Below are 18,444 nucleotides of genomic sequence, written 5' to 3'. Positions count from 1 at the left end.
GTATCTATCCTCTTCTTTTTATCTATATAATGTTGCACATTATATAATTATTCTTGGTATACATATACCAAACGCACATCCCTTGATTCTAAATAAAAAAAGATGGTCAGACTCTACTTATTATGTAACAAATCATTTAGAGAATTCAAACATTTTATTCCGTAACGTATTAAAAAATATAGAACTATCTCTTACACTTGTAAGCCACCGCTCACATTTAATACCTCACCTGTAATATAAGAAGCATACTCTGAAGCGAAAAAGGCTGCTGCATTTGCGATATCTTGCGGCGTTCCAATTCTTCCAACTGGAATTGCACCAACCATCTTCTCTTTCACTTTATCTGGTATTGTTTTTGTCATATCTGTATCCATAAACCCTGGACAAATGGCATTACAAGTAATACCAAATCCACCCACTTCTTTTGCTGCCGTTTTTGTTAATCCAATGACACCTGCTTTCGTTGCAGCATAATTCGCTTGCCCAATATTCCCTTCCCTACTAATCGAAGAAATATTGATGATACGTCCAAATTGTTGCTGCCTCATGTAAAGAAGTGCCGGTTGCATACAATAAAACACACCTGTTAAATTCACTTGCATGACTTGCTCCCAAGCTGATTTCTCCATTTTATGTAACATCGCATCTCTTGTAATCCCAGCATTATTCACTAAAATATGTATCCCACCGAATGTTTGAACCGCATATTCAATTAATGATTTTGCTTCGTTTTGATTACTCACATCACATGCATATACACTTACTTCATATCCTTGGTCTAAAAACTCTCTTGCTGTTTCTTTTAATTTCTCCTCATTTACATCACTTATTAACACCTTTGCACCTAATTTTGCAAAAGTACAAGCAATTTCCTTCCCTATTCCTTGTGCAGCTCCTGTTATAACAGCTGTTTTCCCATGTAAAAAGTTCATTCCTCTCCCCCATTTCTATTACTTATACTGTATATTTCGGCTCTATGCTTTCCAAATCCTTTTTGTATAAAAAAGTCTATTTGTGTCAAACTAAACTTGCAACACAGCATAAACACAAGGAGATTGTGTCGAATGAACAAAAAGAACCTAGGACGAAATAAAACTTCTGATGGCATCGATGTAGAGTTTTCTCGTGAACTCGCTGACCATGATGACTTAGAAGCAAACGCACGTGCTGACGCCGCCGATGCACGTCAAAAACGCCAATCCGAACAAAAATAAGGTGCCTATCTAGCCCTTATCACTTTGCAATTGGGACCTACTACTACCCATAAAAAATGAAATAAACCGAGATGATTTCTCGGTTTATTTTCTATATTTTTTTATATAATGAGCAAAAGTAAGGAGTGGAAATATATGATGATAGCTATGGTAGCGAATATAAAATCCATCTGGTAACCCTATACCTGTAGGATAATCTTGATTCTGAGTTGGATGTGCAAGTAAATAAGAAATCCCTTTTCGAATGACAGGTGTTTCCGTATCATAAAAAGCAATAAGTGCGTCAAGTGCCCATGCCGTTTGTGATGGTGTACTAAAAGGTAACGAAATAAATTTCTTTTCTACACTACTCCTGCAAGACTCTCCCCACCCTCCATCGCTATGTTGAATGCTCTCTAACCATGTAGCTGCTTTTTGTAAAGCTGTATGATTAGATGGAACACCTACAGCACGTAAACCTGTGAGAGCTGCCCAAGTGCCATATATGTAACACACTCCCCATTTCCCATGCCAGGATCCATTCTTCTCCTGTGTATGAATTAACCAACGAATCGCTCGATCTTTTAGATCACCTTGTAACTCGTTTGGAGCGTATGTTCCAAAAAACTCCAGCACTCTACCTGTAATATCTGACGTAGACGGATCCGTAATCATGTCCCCTGAGTTATCAAGAGGTAAATGTGTTAAAACTTTACTTGTTACACCTCTTTCAAAAGCTGCCCAGCCCCCATCAATATTTTGTAATCCCTTGACCCATTCAATTCCTTTCTTCCAAGCTTTTTCTATTCTTTGATTTCCTTTTCGGCTTCGCGCTAACGCTCTAAGTACAGCTGTCGTATCATCAATATCAGGAATTGTCGTATTCACATCTGAAAATCCCCAACCTCCAGCATCAAGTGATGGGGCATGCACACTCCAATCTTTTTTACCTTTATGTTGTTTTTGTAGTAAATAATCTGTTGCTTTTCGAATCATTTGGTTATCATGTGGTACATGCGCTTCTTGCAATGAATAGCTTAGTAGAGCTGTATCCCACACTGTAGATGGTGAATTTTGAAGATGAAATCCCTTATTCATATTCCATATATAAGTTTTCAATCCTAATACTGCATTTGAAATAAGCGGTGACTGAATTGAGTGTCCCAGTGCGAGCAATGCATAAATCATGTAAAATGTAGCACTCGCATAACTATATAATGTTCCATTTGTATCAATCCGCTCAATCATAAAACGCTCCGCTTCCCTGTCCCCTTTATGATGCAAAGATAAGGGGTATGATAAAAACTTCTTCACATCTCCAAGAAGCGTTTGAAACAATGATGAACGTTCTTCACGAAACCACTGCTTTTTACTCCCGCCTGAAATATAATCTAAATTAGGAAGAAGTGCTTTAGACACAGTAAATCGTTTATTCATACAAATCATCATCGGAATGAGGTGAATGCGCGCGGAACTACTTAGCTCAAATATGCTAAGCGGGGAATCTTCAGGTAAAAATAAAATAGGCGTTGGAAAGTGAAACAAGGAAGGATATTCATATTCTCCATGAAGTGCCAATAAAAATTTCGTCATAAAGTGTGCGCGTGCAATACCACCTCGCTCACGAATAAAAGCTTCAGCTCGTTTCATATTTATGTTTTCTTTTGCATACTTTCTAGAAACAAGTAAGGCTGCATATGCTTGAATGGTAGCAGACAAGTTCCCAACAGATTCGTCTTCGTATAACTTCCAAGTCCCTTCATTTGTTTGAAGAGATGCTAATCTTGCAGCAAACGGCTCTATTTCTTGCTCTTGATCTAATAATTTAAGCAAAAAAATCATATGACAATCTGTTAATGGTGATCCCTCAAAACAAAATCGCCACGTTCCGTCTTGATGCTGCATCGTCCTGAGTGCGGTAATTTTCCGATTAACTTCCTCACGCACTTTTTCATGTAATAACACCTTTTTCACCCACCCTTTCTAAATCCGTATACGATATTCCGCTTCGCACGCAATTATGTATAAAAATAAATAGAAGCAGAACATGTAAATACACATTCTGCTCACAAACAATATCCAATTCCAACAACAATTCCTAAAATAGCTCCGACAACAACCTGATACGGCGTATGTCCGACAAGCTCATTTAATTTCTTATACTCTGTTTGTCTACCATGAAAAAAATCATTTAAAATCTTCGCCTGTTTACTTACCGCGAGCCTTACCCCTGATGCATCATACATAACAATAATTGCAAAAATAGCGGCCACTGCAAACACCGCACTCGTTATACCTTCTACCATTCCAACACCTGTCGCTAATGCCGTAACCGTTGAAGAATGAGAGCTTGGCATTCCTCCAGAAGCAAAAAATTGCGCAAAATCAAATTCTCTCGCCTTGACTAATTTAAAAATGACTTTCGTTAATTGTGCTAAAAACCAAGCGAGTACAGCTGCCATAAGCGGCTCGTTATGTAAAATTGTTTCCATATTTCCAGCCCCCTACTTGCAGTAATGGAAATTCTATACTTATAAGTATAAAGAAAAAAGCGTAGAAAATACTACGCTTTATGATACTTTTGCCGATTTATTTTTAAGAAACTTTGGTTGCTTCCGAAGCAAAAACTTTGTTTTTGCCATCGAAAATATCAATAATGCAACCCAAATAAAGAAAAAGGCTGTCATATAAACCGATGTAAAATGCTCATGGAACACAAAAACACCTAAGATAAGATTAATGGTTGGAGAAATATATTGTAAAAAACCAATCATATATAGCGGAATAAGTTGTGCCCCTTTTGCAAAATAAAAAAGCGGTAATGCAGTAACAATACCTGCTCCCATTAAAATTAGCGTTGAAATAAATGAAATAGAGCCAAACGAACCAAAACCATGCTCACCAATCATAACTAAGTAAATGAATGCAAGAGGCGTCACAATCATTGTTTCCATCGTAAGTCCTATCATTGCATCATAATTCAGCAATTTCTTGGTTAACCCATATAATCCAAATGTAAATGCCAGTGAAAGAGCTATCCATGGAATTGAACCGTATCGAAATGCTAAAATAATCACACCTATTCCTGCTAAACCAACTGCAACATATTGCCAAAAGTTAAGTTTTTCTTTCAAAACAACTGTACCAAGTAAAATACTTACAAGAGGATTAATATAATAACCAAGACTCGCTTCAATAATATGATTCTGATTCACAGCCCATATGTACACAAACCAATTCCCACTAATTAAAACGGAAGCAATCGTTAATGAGATTAATAATTTAGGTCGTTTAAAAAGACTTACAAGTTCGTTCAGAAATTGCCTCAATCGTCTTGATACTCCCAAAATTAGTAACATAAAAACAAATGCCCAAACAATACGATGTGCTAATATTTCTTCTGCAGGAACTTCCTCAACCCACTTCCAATAAACCGGAAGAATGCCCCACATCATATAAGCACCGGCCGCATATACAATCCCTTTCTTTTGCAGTGCTTTTTGACTCTCCATCTTCCCTTTTCTCCTCTTCTCTTTTTTCTCTTCATTATAAGGCGTATCTTTAAACCTTTACAAATATTCTTCCCCTATCTTTTTCGACAATGTAATTCCTTTTTCAAAAAACTTACTTATTTTTAATATGACATGCTTCAGAACCTAGCAGAAAACAGCTAACTTCCTTTTAGAATTATCATAGAATCCTAATTTATAGCACTAGTAAACTTAAATTCCCCATAAAACATATGAAGTGATGACAACAAGAAGTGGTATACCAATTTTAAATTTATTTTTATGAGTTTTATGGTGAAAAACATACATTCCAATCCATGTTCCGATCGCTCCCCCTGCTGCAGATACTAAAAACAATGTACTTTCAGGGGTACGCCATTGTTTTTTCACTGCTTTACGTTTATCAAGTCCCATCATCGAAAAAGCAACAACACACATACACAATATATACATAAATTTTACGAACATTATTAATTCTCACATCACTTTCTTTTTTTAATCCTCTCTACAACAATAAGGTTTTTTAGTTATATACAAATAAAAATCGCTGTAGACAGTCAAGAATTACTTGTAAACAAGCTATCTTTTCAGCCTACAGCTTTTATTTCAATATTTATCCCGCTATTCGCAGGTAGTAAAAGCTAAATTGATGAAAGCTAACAACCAACCTTAGGGGATAGTTGTTACACTTTATACGCTATTTCTTTTTCTCATATTACTATGCTTTTTAGCATACACAAAATAAACCAAAATACCTATCATAATCCAAACCATAAAACTGATTAACGTTACTTGAGAAAGATTTAAAGCTAAATACATACAACTTATTATTGACATGATTGGTAAAAAAGGAACCAATGGTGCACGAAATGGTCTTTCTATATTTGGGTTTGTTTTACGCAGTACAATTACCGCAATAGATACAAATATAAAAGCTGTTATCGTTCCCATATTCACTAAATTCGCCAATTAATTCAAATCTAAAAGCCCAGCTAAAAGTGCTGCGAGAATTCCTGTAATCCATGTATTAAGGAATGGCGTTTGGAAACGTTTATGCACACTTGAAAGCTTCTTTGGAAGTAATCCATCACGACTCATTGAGTATGATATCCGTATAAAAGCAAACATGGCTACTAAAAGCACTGTAGTTAAACCAGCAATGGCTCCTACTGATAACAAACCTGCAATTTTATCCTCTCCTACAATACGTAATGCATATGCAACTGGATCAGCTACATTCAATTCAGTAAATGGTACCATTCCTGTTAATACAAATGAAACACCAATATAAAGAATTGTACAAATACATAACGATACAAGAAGACCAATTGGAACATTGCGTTGTGGGCGTTTCACTTCTTCAGCTGCTGTAGCAACTGCATCAAAACCTAAAAAGGCGAAAAATACAGTAGCCGCTCTCCAATAACACCGTGAAATCCAAACGGAAGAAATGGTTGCCAATTCTCTGGTTTTACATATTGTCCACCTACAATAATAAATCCTAAAATAACAGCAAGTTTAATAATAACCATTATATTGTTAATACGCGCACTTTCTTTCGCACCACGACTTAATAGAAATGTAACAACTAAAATAATAAAAACTGCAGGTAAATCAATGATTCCACCTTTCCCCATGCCCGGTGCCGAGGCAAAAAAAGTAGGAATTTTAATATGAAATCCTAGAAGTAATGATTGAAAATAAGCGGACCATCCAGCTGCTACTGCAGAGGTTGCTAATAAATACTCTAACATGACACACCAACCAACTATAAAAGCAAAAATTTCTCCTAATGTAATATATGTATAAGAATATACACTACCGGATACTGGAACAGTAGAAGCAAATTCAGCATAACAAAGTGCCACACAGGCACAAACAATTGCTGGGCCAGCATGTTTCGCCGCCACAATACCTGTTAATACAAAAATACCAGTTCCAATAATTGCCCCAATTCCTAAAAGAGTTAAGTCAAATGCTCCTAACGTTTGGTTCAATACCCTTTTCTTTTATTCATTCATTTCCTTTTTAATTAGTAAACTCATTGATAGAAACCTCGTTTTCAATATAATCCTTACTAAACAACCTCTTCTATTCCTTTTTAGAGTTTTATAATTATTATTTTTTAATAACTATAAACTTCACCTTTGTCCATATTTCACATTTTGAAAACACGAAATTTTTAAAAATATACATTTAAAATTCCCAATACGATATCCTTTCAAATGATGCATCACTGAGAAACAGGATTGAATTTATCATATAATTAATTCAATTGTCAATAATAAGACCCCTCATTTTAAATGGATAATTATGTAACAAAGCGTGTTATTTTACAAATCCAAATCATTACATTTCAATTATTACCAGGAATATCTCTTTATTTATTTTTCTAATATTAATTTTTATTCACTATTCCCCTACAAGACACATGTGCTCGCAACTATTTCGTAATTAAAATTATTTTTGCGAAATAAAAACAATAATCATTTGATTATATCTTAACTCTATTATTTGTAAGATTTGAATTTCAAATCTTAAATTTATTTTTTATTATTCATTCAAAAAAAGAAATTTTTTGTTGCTATATAAAATTCATATTAGTATAATAAAAAACGTTGTACACATAACAATTTTAAAATTCAGAATTTTCTATGTAACATTATGGTATTTTTAAGAATTATTTCGATGGAGGTTTTAAGTTGGCAAATAAAGCACCCTTTTCTCGTATCCTTATAATCGGACTTATGTTATTCGCACTGTTTTTTGGTGCTGGAAATTTAATTTTCCCAGCTATGTTAGGACAAGCAGCTGGGCATAATGTATGGATTGCTACTGCTGGATTTTTAATTACAGGAGTAGGTCTTCCTTTATTAGGTGTTCTAGCATTTGGCATTTCTGGTAGTGATGATTTACAAACATTAGCGAATCGTGTTCATCCTTGGTTCAGTGCTGTGTACACATTTATTCTTTATTTAGCAATTGGTCCGTTATTTGCACTCCCTAGAGCTGGAAGTGTTTCTTTTGAAATAGGTGTAAAGCCCTTTTTATCTAACGGAACCGAAACGGTTGCATTACTTATTTTCACAATCATTTTCTTTAGTATTACATGTTGGCTCTCATTTAATCCAACAAAAATTGTAGATGTTGTTGGGAAGCTTTTAACACCTATCAAACTTACATTCATCGGGATTTTAGTAGTTGCAGCGTTTGTCCAACCAATTGGCCCTATTCAGGCACCTGCAAAAGAATTTGTAAACAATTCTTTTTTTAAAGGTTTCCAAGAAGGCTACTTAACAATGGATACACTTGCATCCTTTGTATTTGGCATTATTATTATCAATGCTATAAAAGAGAAAGGTATTTATAATAAAAGAGAAATAGTGAGCGTTTGTGCAAAAGCTGCTGGTATTGCAGCAATTGTTTTAACAATTGTCTATACTTCACTTGCTTATATGGGAGCCGCTAGCGTATCTAAACTAGGGCACTTAACAAATGGAGGAGAAGTATTAGCTAAAGTAGCTAATTATTATTTTAGTTCTTTAGGAAATTTATTGTTAGGCTTAATGATTACTGTTGCATGTTTAACAACAAGCGTTGGACTTGTAACATCATGCTCTTCATACTTCCATAAAGTATTCCCGAAAATATCTTATAAAACATTTGCTGTTATGCTTTCTGTTTTTAGTGCATTGATTGCAAATCTTGGTTTGACAGAATTAATTGCGGTTTCTGTACCAGTACTTACAGCGATATATCCACTGGCAATTATGCTAATTGTTTTAACATTTTTGCACCCTATATTTAAAGGTAGAACAGAGGTATATCAATGGAGCTTACTCCTAACTTTTGTCGTTAGTTTGTTTGATGGACTAAATGCAGCAAATATACCTATTCAAGCAATCAATGTTATTTTTTCTAAAATTCTTCCTTTATATGGTGCAGGTTTAGGTTGGATCTGCCCTGCATTTGTTGGAGGGTGTATCGGTTACTTCATTTATGTATTCCGAATGAAATTTATTACTAGTACTCCGAAAACGAATCATTAAAAAACCATGCAGATAAAGCTCTGCATGGTTTTTCCTAACCTTCCATTTCTATTTCCGTATTGTTCTTTTCCACATGCTCATTACGCAATTCTTCTTCCTGCATTTCCATCGAAATCATCGCATGATAAATTTCTGGATATAATCCAAATATTTGATACACGCTTCCTAAAAACGGCATCTGAACCCCTCTTTTCAAAAATAATATTGGCATACTTAAGGGTTCCCTATCTTCACTCTATACATTCGTTTTTGTGTCTTGTTCCTCATCTTGAACATGTAATACATGTTGCCATTTTTTATAAGGCGCACTATTTGGATCCACATATCCTTTCGCATGCGAACGGTCCCATAGTTGTTTTACAAACAGCTCCGCTTCTTTCTTTGCCACCATTTCAGCACCAGTTCCATAATAATCTTGGAAATAAACTAAAATTTCATCAAGAAGTAACCGTAACAATTCATCTGATGTTTCCTCAAGCGTCGGGTCATACTTTGCCTCCCGATCATACATTAAAATAATATCTAAAATATTATGGACATGTTCTTTTCTAAGCCACCTTACATCTTGTGCACCTAACACAAAAGCTTGTGTATATAAATGTCCGCCTTGGAGCATTGCTTTTTCTTGTTCTTCTTCAAAACGTGACAAAATATTTTCATAAATAAACGGATTATGAAGCAATGCACGGTGCAATTTATAACTTTCACTTGAAATATTTTTTCCCATGGACTGAATTAAGAAACTACGCCCTACACCGTTATATTGATAGACAAATTGACCGTCGACAGCGACAAGACTAATCCACCGGTACATATATGCATAAAGAAGAGCACGATTACATTTATCATAATCTAACTTTGTTTGCGTCGCATTTAAGTCGGGCATAAAGGCTGGTAAGTGCCAATATTTATCTAAATGCGGTGTTAAATTCGATTTTTTGATATTTAATTTATTCACACGACGATAATAAGATTGAAAATAATCACCTTTATCATGCATAAAACCATTTGCAATATGCCCCGAAGAAAGCTTAGGAAAATCTTGCAATGACAATCCATAATGTGCTCGATAACAAATAACCTCAAATGGCGAAAACGCTTCATTCACCGTATCCTTCTCTTGAAACATTTCTTGCAATAGTTCTTCCTGCAATTCTTGTTTTAGCGAAGGATGCACACCCCAATATTGTAACTCTCGATGATGAGCTACTTTCGGAATAAACGGACTTGCTAAATGAAAGAGGTCTTCAATTTTTTCTCTCACATATTCATTACGATCACGCTTTTTAAAATCAGCTTCTTTTCGTAATGCTTCAATAATATTGAGTTCTAGTTTGTCTCGATATCGAACTTGGAGCTCAGCATAACAATATGTTAAAATATGTTCCCGATAAAAATCCTCTACCTTCTTGGACTGGCTCTCTTCAGCTTGTGCATCGCGGCAATATTCTCCGTACAAACTCATATAAATCTCCGCTGATATATCCTTTGGAAGCACACCTAAATTTAAATGTTGCTGCATATCTTGCCATATTTTTTCTTGTAATTTTTCATCTGCTAACACATACACATTTGTCGGATTTGTTTTCCCTTCAAATTCTTTACTTCGCTTTTGAATTTCAAATAGCAAGTTTTCGCGTGTCTCTTGTAAATTATCAAAGAATCTTTCCCAATGTTGGATCATTTTATTTACAGCTTGATATAGTGATTGATAAACGAGTTCCAGTAACATTTCTTTACGATATTCATTCAATTTATGCACATATTGCGTGACGATATCTTCAAATTCTTTTCGGAATGTACGCTGCTGATTATAGAACATCTTACCAAACCAACCTTGTTGCTGCGCCAGTTCAACACGGCGCACTGCCGTAACTGTACCATCGATATTGCTTACATTAAATTTCTTATCATAGTTTTGAATTAAATTACGCTTCTGTTCATTATTCTCATGCAATCGATTCATCTTCTCTACTAATTGCTTTCGAATCTCATACAACATAAAACGAGCGGCCACTGGATGAACGGCTTCTGTTTTCTTTAGAAACCATGTATTTAGTTGGTATGACTGTCCCTCTGACCCACTTGGTGTATAGCGGTCTGATTCAATCATGTCGTATAAAAGTGTCGTCACGTGCTCATGTACACGGCTTGGTATCGCATAAGCATACAACCGAACGGCATGATCAACTCTTGCCACTTCCCCCTTCATTTGCTCCATTATTTTAAGCTTTGCGGCATATATCTTGCACTCATGCTGCAACCTATTTAACTCTTCATCTTTTTGTACAGTACGTTGTACATAACTTTCAACCGCTTCTAAAAACAGCTTTGATTTCGCAACGCCAACCTTCCCGCCTTCAGCTCCTTCACGCGTTTCATTATACATTTGTCGATAGAAAATATGTGCTTGCTCTGGGCGAGTAGCAAGATGCTCTAAATCTTCTAAATAACTCTTTCCTCGCTCTGGTTTCTCACGCTGCATACCACGGCGAACATCTTGTTCATACCGCTGTTTTTTCTCTTGAAACAATTGATCTAAATGTAACCATGATTCATCTAATCCTTGCACCGCCCATTTCAAAGCACAATATTTTAACACATGCTCATATGGATAAATAAGCTTTGCAGTTCCAGCACCGCAATAACGTGCTTTCCCGTTCGATTCCGCCAATTGCTGAATTTGATTATCTTCTTGTGCGAAATGACTTGTGGACATTGGACTAAATAGCTGTAAATAAATCGTATTTGTCATTTGTTCCATGTAATCTGATAGATTGTGTAAATGATGACCATGTAAATTTTCATAATCATATAAGAAACAATAATTATATGGTAAATGATGCTCTTTAATTGTATGATTCGTTCTTCCGTCTTCATCTACTTGATCCGGACGATACTCTAATTCAATTGTTACACCGCCCCGTTTTGATAATTCACCTGTTGAGCCAAGTGTAATCGCATGTAATTCTTTTAATGACGCATAGCCATTCGCCTGCACAGTTTCAAATTCTTTCGCACTAACCGTGCGCGTTTTAACAAGTGCATCTGGCATTAAAAATGCACCGCGTATTAAAATGTTATGATGCTGTAATTTTTTCCGAAGCATCTCGCGTAGATATAACGCAATTTGTAAAAACATCCCTGAACCCGTACCACCAGCTAATGATGTAACGATAATAACACGAACACCATACTCTGTTTGATCACTTGTAACCGGAAAAATCTTTTCGATTTCTTGCCAAAAAGCAGTCAATTTATCTTCTTTCATCGCCGCCCGAAGAGCTAAGCGTGAAATCACACGAAGTTGACCAGCTCCTTCTGTTAACGGTTTATCCAGAATGGTCGGGTCCATTGGAAACCATTCCGGAATCGTTGGATCCCCCGCAATATATTCTCTTGGCGTTTTACTAGAGCTCGTTTGTGTCTTAAACTTACGAATATGTTCAAATTTACTTAATGTATTCACATCTGTATCAAACACATGCATTGCAACCTTTTTACGTCGTTCTTCTGGTAACTTCTCATATATTTGATGAGTAACAGTACTACCAATTCCACCTAAACCAATTAAAATTGTAGGAACTTGTAATGTCATGTGAATCACCTTCCTATTTGTAAAATTCCTATTAAAATATACATTCAAAAAGGAGGATAAAGAGAACCAAACAGCTCAAAGCACGGTAGCCAGGAGGATACGGAGTGTAGCTGACACTACATGAGTACCGGACTGGCGACGTAACGACGAAATGCGAAAGCTATCTTTTACCGGACTTTTTGAACTTCCTCTAAAAATATGTGTTCAAAAAGGAGGATAAAGAGAGCCGAGCAGTTCGAGGCGCAGAAGCCAGGAGGATACGGAGTGTAGCTGACACTACATGAGTACCGGACTGGCGATGCAACGACGAAATGCGAAAGCTATCTTTACCGGACTTTTTGAACTTCCTATCATTCACATTCGTACCGATAGATTTCCTTTCCATACCCCCGATCAATCAATAAAATCTCATTTGGATATAACGTCTTATGCTCATTTCCGACCTCTTCCTCTGTGATAAACATACCGTCAATGATCATACCAATTACTTGTGATTCCTTTGCTACAAACACAGACTTCGAACCTTTTTTCGCTATAAAGGTTACGGATTGCACTGTCTTTCGTTCTGCTCGAAATGGAATACCAAAATAATGTTTCCACCATTTATTTTTTAATAATTCTGGTTCAGATTGATAGAGCCAATCTTTCGCTACCTCTTGATCCCATTCGTAGTACAACATTGCTTTCCGATGAAATCTTGGCCGGACAATCCATCCTAAAATAAGAATTGCAACAAGCAAAAGCAGTAATGTAACTGGAATTACGAATTGAAAAATTAGTGCATAACGTTCCCAAAATGGTGCATTTTGAATATGAAACGAAATCGTTTTTTTCACTTTTTGTAACCTTGAATCGTTTATAGTGATGGTAGCTTCTATGGTGCCGGTATCTGTAAAATTGAATGTATCGGAGTAATAAGGACGAGGATACACATAAATTTGATTGTCATGTTGCCGCAGTTCGTAGTTGATCGATTGATGAGATGTGACACCAGTAGATTGCAGTAGCTTCTTTACTTCCCCTTCTGCCATTGGTTCACCATTCAGTAATGGCTGCAACACAAATGGTTGGCTCTTTTCTAAATTCGTTACCTTCTCTTCATAATCTTTCGTTATGACCTGTAGAGATAATTTTGCCTTTGGCATCGGATTAATTCGGAACTCTCTTGTTTGCCTGTAAAATCCTTTTATATTCATATGAACTTTCCCACGTATTGGTTGTTTTCCAACTTGTGTTTCGTAGTAGAATAGGTTTCTTTTATTATCCCATTTCATTGGATATAGCTTTCCATCTAGCTCTATTTCTGCTTGAAAATAAGAAGATTGAATAGGTAAGTCTGTCGGTTTCGCTTCAATCACTGCTTTCGTTCCCTCATACATTCTCTCAACGTTTTTTTTCGCTTTATCCTCTTTGTCGTAAGTAGAAATGGTATAATCAAGTGCTGGTTCGACAAGTACTTTCAATCCTTCTTTCACAATATCTCTATCAATTTCTAACGTATATGTCCCTGGTTTCATCACTTCATGATTCGCAGCACCGATATGGATAATACCACCATATAATTTCGATTCTCCTGGCGCATGAATTGAAAAGGACGATTGCACTGCTAATGGTTTAGAAAGTTTTTCTATCCGATATTGTGATACGTTGGAAGATTGTTGTACGAGCGTCATTCGTTTTAATGGAAATGGTGTAGTAATCTCTAATTTGTTACCAGATATGTGCGTTTTCACGATAGATTCAACAGAAGAAAATGGATCTCGATTTGCAACCAAAGCAGCAGCTTGATTTACACTCTCAATGACCCCATCTTCCCCGCTTGTCGGCATGATAATACCATTTATTTCTTGCTTCCAAATTTCTTTGAACGTATTCATCTGTTGTTGCTCTTGCTGTCCTAAGTTTTCTTCCATTGTTATTAAAACTGGATGCAATGATATTTTTTTCGCTTCCATATCTTTTTTAAATTGTTTTAGTTTCTGTGTGATTTGCTCTTTACCACCAGTCTTTTCTTTTTCTAATTCATTAAATGCCCCGTCAGTTAATACAATAAGCCAAAATTCACGTTTTCCATTTATGTCAGCTTCCTTTTTAATAGATTGCATTGCGGTCTCTACTGCGCTAAACGGCGTATTTAAATAGTTCTTCCACGCCCCAATTTGATTGATCTCTGTTTGCCTTTCGTCATTTGTTAACATGACATTTAAGGCTTCAGTAGGACGACTCATTGGAACGTATGAAAATCTATCTTTTTCATCTAATAATGCAACTAAACTTTGCAAAGCATAATTAGCATATTTCCAGCGATCGTTATTTCTCATGCTGCCAGAATCATCATATACAAGTGAAACGACCCTTTCTTTTGCCTCCTCTCCTTTTGCAAAAGTTGAAAAAGGATTCAAACATACAAATAGAAAAAAGATGAATGTGGCACAAATTCGAATCTTCATGATGAGGCTTCGCCACCTTTGTAGACAAATTCCTATGTTTAAATTTATGAAAAGAAACTAGATATATGACTTGTATTTTTTGGTAAACAAGTTTCTATAATTTTATTATGTAAATAAAATTGCTAAAAATAAAAATCCATTCTTTGACCACCCTCTTGTAAATTCTGATTGATTCGCTCTGTATAAACTTTAGTTTCCACATAAACAAGCCTGCATGAGAACAGCAGGCTCTCACTACATTTCATATGAAAAATTACTGTGAAAAAGTTTGATTTTCTCCTGAAAGAAATAAATCTTTAATAGAAGAAAAAGCTATATAATTATTAACGAAATGATAAAAATTAATATGATTAACAGAGTACTTCAATTGTATAGCCACCAGGTGCTTCAACATAAAAAGTGTACGCATGCGCATATTGCGGTGGCTCAACATGAAAACCATCCTCTTTCAGCCGTTGATTAATCTTATTCACCTGTTCTTCATTTTCTTGTGGAAATCCCACATGAAATGTTTTTGGATATTGTACCTCTTTCCCTTTCATTAAAGTTAATATAAATCCATCATCATCCAATAGAACTGCAAAACCATTCCCCCTTGTCCCACGACAAGTCAAGCCAAAATATTTTTCTAAAAACTCTCGAGCAGCTGGTACATCCGTAACAGTTAGATTAAGGTGATTAATTTTCACTTTTTTCATCCTTTCCTTATTTCATTCTTCTACCACATCCATACAAGGTAAAGTAACTTTCACATCACTCTTTATTCTACTGAAAATAGTCTCTCACCTTTGAATACGGTATTTCTTCTAAAATTTTCCATTTCCACTTGTCGTTTTTGCCATGCATAAAGCATTCCAAATCGCCTCTTCTACAGCTTCTACAGTCATCGCAAACAGATGTGTAACTTCTTTACCATCTTCACGTAAAAAGGAGTATTGTAAAGTTTCAGTAGTAGGAATATGAGGAATACGATGCGCGGTGGAAAAGGCAATGACAATATCACCACTGCCATGGGCTCCATATGAACCTGCTTTAGCTAAACCAAATGTTGCACGTTTCGCGATTCTGTTTAATTGCCGTTCACTAAGCGGCGCGTCTGTTGCAATTACAATCATAATTGATCCATCCGGTAGCTGTTTATTATCTGTTTCATTCCTATATAAATCTTCTTTTCTACCAAAATTCGTAACGACAAGTACGCCCAATGTATATGTTTTAGTTGTGAAAGTTATAACCCTAGAACTCGTACCGATTCCACCTTTATAACCAAAACAGGCCATTCCTGTACCAGCTCCCACACAACCTTCTGTAACTGAACCAGTTTGGGCTACTTCAATTGCCTCAATTGCATGCTCTGGTTTCACATGCATCCCGCGAATATCATTTAAATAGCCATCATTACATTCACCAATAACAACATTTACCGTTCCCGCAGTTTGACCAATTTCTTCATTTTGCTGTAACATATATTGAATGGTTCCATGCAAAGTAGCCGCTACTGATAATGTATTCGTTAACAAAATTGGGCTTTCTATGACGCCGAGTTCTTGTAATTGAATTGTTCCAATCGTTTTTCCAAACCCATTAATTACGTAACTACTCGCAAATACCTTCTCGTAAAATAAGTTTCCTGGGTGGGGTAAAATAGCCGTAACACCTGTACGAACTGTATCCTTTTCAAAAAGAGTAACATGTCCCACTTGGACTCCTTGTACATCCGTTATCGTATTACACAAACCCGTTTCATAGTTCCCTATTACAATTCCACACTCTCGCAACCGTTTTCGTTTCATAGCCTCTCCCTTTGTTAAGAATTTTCTTACATCTTATCATATAAATAAAAAACACACCGATAAAAGCGTGTTTTTTATTGTTTTACGTATACTTCAACAATTGGATTATCTTTACGATCCGCATGTAAGCGAATATTTTCTTCGCTTGTATGATAAATGCTTGCTAATAACATAACTGTTAACAAGTTGGAGATTTCCCCATCACTTCCAAATTTCCGTTCAAATATCTCTTCATATTCAAAATCCAAATCTCCTTGTATATACGTGTACACTTCAAATCCATCTGCTAAATCACAAACAATCCTGTCGATAATATCTGCCCCTACTTGCTTTTCCATCTCACTACGAAGGGCATTTGTAAATTCATTCCAAGGAACTTCATATGTTTGAAACTTATCTTTAGGTTCCATATGTCTCACTCCTTTTTCACATACACTCTCCCCTTATCTTTTCCCTTTCTCATAACAATTATGAAACTTAGGTTAATCGTACAAGCCGCACTTGTCCCGACGACATATCGTATTACTGTATATGGAAGGAGGCAAAAGAACATGCATTTCCAAAAATGTTATAGTACTTGTCATCGTTATTTTGGTAAAGTTGTACGTATCGAAGATGTAGATGGTTATGTTCATATTGGTAAGATTGTCGATGTGACAAATGATTCTGTTTGGATTGATCCTGTCTATAACTCCTCTTTTAATAAGGGATTTGGTTACTATGATGCGTATGCAGGTGGTGGTTGCGATTTTTGTGGCGGATTACGTCAATGTAACCGTTGTGGATTTGGTTTTGACCGTTGTTCTGGTGGAGGTTGCTGTAGTAGAGGTCGGTGCGGAGGCGGCGCCATTGAACTAGCTTTCGGATTTATTTTTGGTATTTCTTTAGCTGCATTATTTTTCATCTAATATATAAAGGAGCTGACTACATTTTCTAGTCAACTCCTTTTCAAAAATAACGCAATATAATAACCCTATCATGCACGAATACGCGCAGCAGATTTTTTGATCTGCTTTTTATTTTTCACAAATAAATACACGGTGACCTAACATATGTTGGTACATTTGTAATACTTGCTCGTGCTGTACCCACGCATCATACAATTCTGCTGGAATAAAATGTGACAGATTCCATTCTGGCTGCTCTATTTGTCCTGCAACCGTCTCAGCAATCGTTCCTCCACCTACAATTGTTATCCTTTGGAAGTTTGCTATTTGAAATACATCCATCCATTCCTTTTCTGTTTGTAACTCTTTTATTCCATATAATTGTGTTATTTTATTCTCTTCTTCTTTTGGTAAATGTTTCTCAATAATCATTTCAATAACAAGAAGCTTCCCGTTCTTTCGCAAGACACGATAACATTCTGGAATCGCCCGCTCTTTCTTTGTAAAAGCAAGTACAGATTCGCCTAATACAAGGTCGAATTGCTCGTTCAAAAACGGCAACTGCTCCACATTCCCTTTAATCAACTCAATAGGTAATTGCTCTTGTAACCATCTATTTTTCGCCTTTTGAATCATAATCTCATTATTTTCAATTGCCGTCACATTGTAACCAAATTGTTTTTTCATATAAGCTGCTGTCCGTCCTGTACCACACCCTATTTCCAGTACATTTGCTTCTCGGTGTAACGGTAACTGTGCCAATAACTGCTTCGTTAGCGTAAAACCACCAGGATGTGCACTTCCAATCCCATAATAAGCTAAGAAATCAATGTATACGTTCCTTTTCATAAAATTCTCCTTTATTTTTCCTATATTAGCTATATTCACGAAAAAGAAAAACAGTGCAAAAAAAAGCATTTCTAAGGATTCATTCATCGACCTTAGAAATGCTTTTATCACTATTA

At 35.9% G+C, this 18,444-nt stretch carries 15 protein-coding genes and 1 pseudogene; 3 read left to right on the top strand and 13 right to left on the bottom strand.

What is annotated here, in order from left to right:
- Nucleotides 1-191: 191 nt before the first annotated feature.
- Nucleotides 192-932, bottom strand: coding sequence for a 3-oxoacyl-ACP reductase FabG (gene fabG / locus KFD70_RS24955; RefSeq protein ID WP_336453820.1), 741 nt, complete (start codon nt 930-932; stop codon nt 192-194).
- Nucleotides 933-1,064: 132 nt separating this feature from the next.
- Here fabG and KFD70_RS24950 point away from each other — a divergent pair, with 132 nt between their 5' ends.
- On the top strand, nt 1,065-1,214 hold the full coding sequence (locus tag KFD70_RS24950) for a YfhD family protein (RefSeq protein ID WP_017151502.1): 150 nt from the start codon (nt 1,065-1,067) through the stop codon (nt 1,212-1,214).
- 84 nt (nt 1,215-1,298) lie between these two features.
- Here KFD70_RS24950 and KFD70_RS24945 read toward each other — a convergent pair whose 3' ends face one another.
- From KFD70_RS24945 to KFD70_RS24925, 5 genes and pseudogenes are all read right to left on the bottom strand, one after another.
- Nucleotides 1,299-3,158 carry a terpene cyclase/mutase family protein gene (locus KFD70_RS24945; RefSeq protein WP_336453821.1) on the bottom strand — a complete coding sequence of 620 codons (1,860 nt, stop codon included), beginning with the start codon at nt 3,156-3,158 and terminating at the stop codon, nt 1,299-1,301.
- Between the two features lie 101 nt (nt 3,159-3,259).
- Nucleotides 3,260-3,685 (bottom strand): divergent PAP2 family protein, encoded by a 426-nt coding sequence (locus KFD70_RS24940; RefSeq protein ID WP_336453822.1) that lies wholly within the window; start codon nt 3,683-3,685, stop codon nt 3,260-3,262.
- A 78-nt stretch (nt 3,686-3,763) separates the two neighbouring features.
- Nucleotides 3,764-4,705, bottom strand: a complete 942-nt coding sequence (gene rarD, locus KFD70_RS24935; RefSeq protein WP_336453823.1) for an EamA family transporter RarD — start codon at nt 4,703-4,705, stop codon at nt 3,764-3,766.
- Nucleotides 4,706-4,915: 210 nt separating this feature from the next.
- Nucleotides 4,916-5,170: a DUF1294 domain-containing protein gene (locus KFD70_RS24930; RefSeq protein ID WP_336453824.1), complete on the bottom strand. Its 255-nt coding sequence runs from the start codon at nt 5,168-5,170 to the stop codon at nt 4,916-4,918.
- Nucleotides 5,171-5,392: 222 nt separating this feature from the next.
- Nucleotides 5,393-6,699 (bottom strand): annotated as a pseudogene (locus tag KFD70_RS24925) (amino acid permease).
- Nucleotides 6,700-7,404: 705 nt separating this feature from the next.
- On the opposite strand from KFD70_RS24925, the gene brnQ reads away from it, so the two are divergent.
- A complete protein-coding gene (gene brnQ, locus KFD70_RS24920; RefSeq protein WP_336453825.1) occupies nt 7,405-8,751 on the top strand; it encodes a branched-chain amino acid transport system II carrier protein in 1,347 nt (448 codons plus the stop codon).
- A 34-nt stretch (nt 8,752-8,785) separates the two neighbouring features.
- Here brnQ and KFD70_RS24915 read toward each other — a convergent pair whose 3' ends face one another.
- The 6 genes from KFD70_RS24915 to KFD70_RS24890 form a co-directional block, all read right to left on the bottom strand.
- Entirely contained in the window at nt 8,786-8,929 is a 144-nt protein-coding gene (locus tag KFD70_RS24915; RefSeq protein WP_336453826.1) for a phosphonate ABC transporter permease, read from the bottom strand.
- Nucleotides 8,930-8,986: 57 nt separating this feature from the next.
- The gene (locus KFD70_RS24910; protein WP_336453827.1) at nt 8,987-12,349 is read right to left on the bottom strand and encodes a tubulin-like doman-containing protein; all 3,363 of its coding nucleotides are present in this window, start codon (nt 12,347-12,349) and stop codon (nt 8,987-8,989) included.
- Nucleotides 12,350-12,699: 350 nt separating this feature from the next.
- The gene (locus KFD70_RS24905) at nt 12,700-14,799 is read right to left on the bottom strand and encodes a vWA domain-containing protein (RefSeq protein ID WP_336453828.1); all 2,100 of its coding nucleotides are present in this window, start codon (nt 14,797-14,799) and stop codon (nt 12,700-12,702) included.
- Nucleotides 14,800-15,149: 350 nt separating this feature from the next.
- On the bottom strand, nt 15,150-15,488 hold the full coding sequence (locus KFD70_RS24900) for a VOC family protein (protein WP_336453829.1): 339 nt from the start codon (nt 15,486-15,488) through the stop codon (nt 15,150-15,152).
- 117 nt (nt 15,489-15,605) lie between these two features.
- Entirely contained in the window at nt 15,606-16,592 is a 987-nt protein-coding gene (locus tag KFD70_RS24895) for a DmpA family aminopeptidase (RefSeq protein ID WP_336453830.1), read from the bottom strand.
- A 74-nt stretch (nt 16,593-16,666) separates the two neighbouring features.
- Nucleotides 16,667-17,002 carry a hypothetical protein gene (locus tag KFD70_RS24890; RefSeq protein WP_336453831.1) on the bottom strand — a complete coding sequence of 112 codons (336 nt, stop codon included), beginning with the start codon at nt 17,000-17,002 and terminating at the stop codon, nt 16,667-16,669.
- A gap of 141 nt (nt 17,003-17,143) precedes the next feature.
- Between KFD70_RS24890 and KFD70_RS24885 the strand changes: the two genes are divergently transcribed.
- Nucleotides 17,144-17,500: a hypothetical protein gene (locus tag KFD70_RS24885; RefSeq protein ID WP_336453832.1), complete on the top strand. Its 357-nt coding sequence runs from the start codon at nt 17,144-17,146 to the stop codon at nt 17,498-17,500.
- A gap of 108 nt (nt 17,501-17,608) precedes the next feature.
- Here the strand turns inward: KFD70_RS24885 and KFD70_RS24880 are convergent, their stop codons facing one another.
- Entirely contained in the window at nt 17,609-18,328 is a 720-nt protein-coding gene (locus KFD70_RS24880) for a class I SAM-dependent methyltransferase (protein ID WP_336453833.1), read from the bottom strand.
- Nucleotides 18,329-18,444 lie beyond the last annotated feature (116 nt).

It is taken from the genome of Bacillus pfraonensis, from assembly GCF_050768835.1.
Lineage (GTDB): Bacteria > Bacillota > Bacilli > Bacillales > Bacillaceae_G > Bacillus_A > Bacillus_A pfraonensis.
This window is presented reverse-complemented; position numbering and strand designations above follow the sequence as displayed.